Raw genomic sequence first — 769 nt, 5'->3', positions numbered from 1 at the left:
CGGAGGCAGGCCGGTATCCACCACCAGCTCAAGACCATTGATGACGATGGCGTTCTGGTTGTCGTGGGTCACGCCCGTAATGCGCCGGCGCTCCATCGGCTCGCCGTTCTCGTCCTGCGTGTCCCAATCGAGCTGGTACAGGATGCCGTTGGCGTAGTCGCCTGCAATCCACTTGCCGCGCCACTTCACCAGACAGTTGATGCGCCAGCGGTCAAGGTTGTGACTCTTGCGGCGGTGCCACTCGCCCGTGGCGGCGTCGTAGCCCCACGTCTGTCCATCCGGGAACGTCAGGTAAAAGACCTTGTGCCCCTTGTCCTCGAAGGTGAAGGCGAACGCCTGCGCCATGTTGCAGCGGGCGATGGCCTGCTCGATGGCATGGGTAGAGATGCGCTGGGGCGTGTAGCCGTTGGCCCGGTAGACGATGCCGTCAGAGCCGAGCCAGAAAACGGAGTTGTCCATCACGGCCACCGCATGGGTCGCCGCCAAGCCCACCTCAATCACCGTGCCCTGCGAGCGCTGGAAGGTTCCCGTAGCCGCGCCCGTGTTTGTGAAAGGCTCGATGGTCCGCTCGCCCATCAGCCACCATTCGCGGTGGGTGACGGCCTGACCCACTAGCAGATCGGGCGAACCTTCGGCCTCGTAGCGGTCAAGCGTGCTGTAGGAGCCTGCCGCCGCAAGGTCGGACGTGAACGCAAAGCGTCGGGCCGGCTCGATGCCAAGCACGTAGCCGTCCACAAAATCGAAGCTGATTGCGCCAGGGAAGCCGTCG

1 protein-coding gene is annotated in these 769 nt (G+C 64.1%); it reads right to left on the bottom strand.

What is annotated here, in order from left to right:
- The coding region (locus QQX02_RS13110; protein WP_301143800.1) for a packaged DNA stabilization protein at positions 1 to 769 on the bottom strand (769 nt) is incomplete at both ends.

Source organism: Demequina muriae (assembly GCF_030418295.1).
Taxonomy (GTDB): domain Bacteria; phylum Actinomycetota; class Actinomycetes; order Actinomycetales; family Demequinaceae; genus Demequina; species Demequina muriae.
This window is presented reverse-complemented; position numbering and strand designations above follow the sequence as displayed.